The sequence below is a fragment of the Photobacterium sanguinicancri genome (genome assembly GCF_002265265.1).
GTDB classification, from domain to species: domain Bacteria; phylum Pseudomonadota; class Gammaproteobacteria; order Enterobacterales; family Vibrionaceae; genus Photobacterium; species Photobacterium sanguinicancri.
The window spans coordinates 1-2,403 of the sequence record NZ_NOIF01000322.1 but is presented as its reverse complement, the minus strand read 5'-3'; the positions used below and the strand labels follow the sequence as shown (position 1 = coordinate 2,403).

The following is a 2,403-nucleotide window of genomic DNA, read 5'->3' as shown; positions in this document are numbered from 1 at the left end:
TTATTAATTAGCTTAGTTAATAATAGACCTATGAAAAATTGTATAATAGAAAGAAAAACCATCTCTTGATAAAACGGCTCAAGTCGAATAAAAGAAAAGGATAACGATAATGCAAAATAGGTCGTACTTGCACCAAAACAAACTAAAGCTGGTCTCAGTATTAACCTCATAATTACTTCATGCATGATAAGCAAAACTCCGAACATAACACGAAAAGATACAACATCAAACGCTGTATATCAAGGTTACATTGGTTCATTGTTAACTAGATTGTTGTTATGGCGCCAAGACAGTGCTAACTGCATCTTTCAAAAATACTTTACCAATAAAAATTAACCTATTTCTATTCACGTTTTTCTGATGGATTAGGATAAGCGCACCCTCTTAGTTGTGAATCAGATGCTGTAGACGCATGTCGATGTACCCAAAGCCAACGATCGGCTTTCTTTAGAACGACACTCCATCGAACTGGTACACAAATAGCACCTTGCTTAGTACTCACATGAATAGTTAAGTACTGCGAAACAACCGCACAACCTTCCGAAATTACAATAATATTAGACCAGCCCCATTCAAACTTCGTTGCTGTTGCTTCCGCAAAATTCCTAAGAAATAACTCTTTTACTGATTTTATACCGGAGCATAACTCATCTCCCCCCGTACCAATAACGGATATCTCCTCACTAGAATCAAACACTAACATCAACGCATCTATATCTTTTGCACAGTAAGCTTTCGCATAGTCTTCTAATGTTGCGACAATCTCACCTAACTCTTGCATAGTAGATTCCCTTTACTGTGAGTGTAGACCAATGTGACATTGCGCCTGCTGCAAATATGTTACGTGGTAACTAACCTATTGAGGGAACAACAACTCTGATTACCCTGGGCTCTACTAAATTTCACAAGAAAAAGACTGCACCTCATCGTTGGTCAGATAGCGCCACTCTCCTACTTCAACATCTAGGCTAACCTTACCAATGCTTTCTCGGTGTAATGATACGACTCGGTTACCTACCGCCGAAAACATACGTTTCACTTGATGAAACTTACCTTCAGTGATCGTTAAAATGACATCTTTCGGGCTAACCACATCGAGCTTTGCGGGCCGAGTAACTTGGCTTTCACCTTGTAGTTTTATGCCTTGCTTAAATTTTTCCGCTACGTCATCTGCTATAGGCCGAGATAAACCAACGCGATAACGTTTTTCGCAGTGTTTAGTTGGTACTGTGATATTAAACGACCAGTGACCATCATCAGTGACTAAAACTAACCCTGTTGTATCTGCATCTAGCCGCCCGGCAATATGCAGCTCTTCTAGGTTATCTACCTTGATATAATTGAATAGCGATGGATAAACTTCGTCGATATTAGAACAAATTGTACCGGCAGGTTTGTGCATTAAAATATATCGGAACGCACGAGCTTTAAGAGTTGCTCCACTTAAAGTCACTATGTTGTTCTCATGAACCTGACTTCTCTCATTTGTAATTACCTCATTATTAACTCTGACGTCTCCACTCGCTATCCGTTGGATAGCTTGGCTTTTGGTTAATTCGGTACTTTTACAAACAAATTTATCTAAGCGCATGGCTGCAGCAATCTCTAATTTAACACAGGGTTATTATCCTTATCTCACCACCGTAAGCAACAATCATAGGTTCTATTTCGATTGTTATTCTCTTCGGATTGTTCTTTCCATAAAGATAGTTACAGCGTAACTACGGTTCTGGCTGTGCTCACTATCGTTCGTTTTCCGCCTGTACTACGTTGGCATATACAAAAAATAACTCATTGACACGACAAGTAAATCGATTAGTTCATTGGCCCAGGTTCTGATTAAATACGCGCATAGTTAGCTGTCATAATCTTTTATAATCAAGGTGTTAGAATAATGTTTGAACTCGACGATCAAGTTGTAGCAACTAAAGGTGTTGATCTAGGTGTTATGGTTATTACTGGTTTCAGTGGTGGCGGTGCTTACATCCACGTTAAAGTTGATGGTATGTCACTTACTTACCCAGTTAAAGACATTAAGAAAGCATAATCACAAATTGCATTCTGTTTTGATTGTTAAAGGTAGCTAATTAGCTGCCTTTTCCTATTTTAGTTAGGCTAACTTAATAAATCTACAGCCTGACGACTCCCCCTCAGAGATACACAACAGCTTCATTTGTTAATCACTCAAAAGTGACATCGTCACAAATTAGTTCGTTAGCTTCTGATTAAAACTAAGCGCGCCTATTACCAGTATTTATCCCACATAACGTTACAGTGTGACATTTTTGTAATGAGAGGTAATCTCCAGTAGTTATGAATAAAATGTCATTAAAATGATCGTAGATAAACCATACTCCCATTTTTATTAGGTATAACTTGAACCACTACGGCTAACTTTATAGC

General features: G+C 38.4%; 4 protein-coding genes. 1 reads left to right on the top strand and 3 read right to left on the bottom strand.

Translation table 11 applies throughout. The features are described 5' to 3' along the window. The 3 genes from ASV53_RS25870 to ASV53_RS23645 all read right to left on the bottom strand — a co-directional run. A partial coding sequence (locus tag ASV53_RS25870; protein WP_205049230.1) for a hypothetical protein occupies positions 1-185 on the bottom strand: 185 nt, incomplete at its 3' end. A 158-nt stretch (positions 186-343) separates the two neighbouring features. After that, positions 344-781 carry a nuclear transport factor 2 family protein gene (locus tag ASV53_RS23650; protein WP_094958950.1) on the bottom strand — a complete coding sequence of 146 codons (438 nt, stop codon included), beginning with the start codon at positions 779-781 and terminating at the stop codon, positions 344-346. Between the two features lie 114 nt (positions 782-895). Beyond that, on the bottom strand, positions 896-1,591 hold the full coding sequence (locus ASV53_RS23645; protein ID WP_094958949.1) for a pseudouridine synthase: 696 nt from the start codon (positions 1,589-1,591) through the stop codon (positions 896-898). A gap of 303 nt (positions 1,592-1,894) precedes the next feature. Between ASV53_RS23645 and ASV53_RS25645 the strand changes: the two genes are divergently transcribed. Then, entirely contained in the window at positions 1,895-2,047 is a 153-nt protein-coding gene (locus ASV53_RS25645; protein WP_094958948.1) for a hypothetical protein, read from the top strand. The last annotated feature ends 356 nt before the right edge of the window (positions 2,048-2,403 follow it).

What these genes read in the sequence shown, in the direction of transcription:
- ASV53_RS23650 (WP_094958950.1), bottom strand. Translation starts at nt 781, where the DNA reads ATGCAAGAGTTAGGTGAGATTGTCGCAACATTAGAAGACTATGCGAAA.
- ASV53_RS23645 (WP_094958949.1), bottom strand. Translation starts at nt 1,591, where the DNA reads ATGCGCTTAGATAAATTTGTTTGTAAAAGTACCGAATTAACCAAAAGC.
- ASV53_RS25645 (WP_094958948.1), top strand. Translation starts at nt 1,895, where the DNA reads ATGTTTGAACTCGACGATCAAGTTGTAGCAACTAAAGGTGTTGATCTA.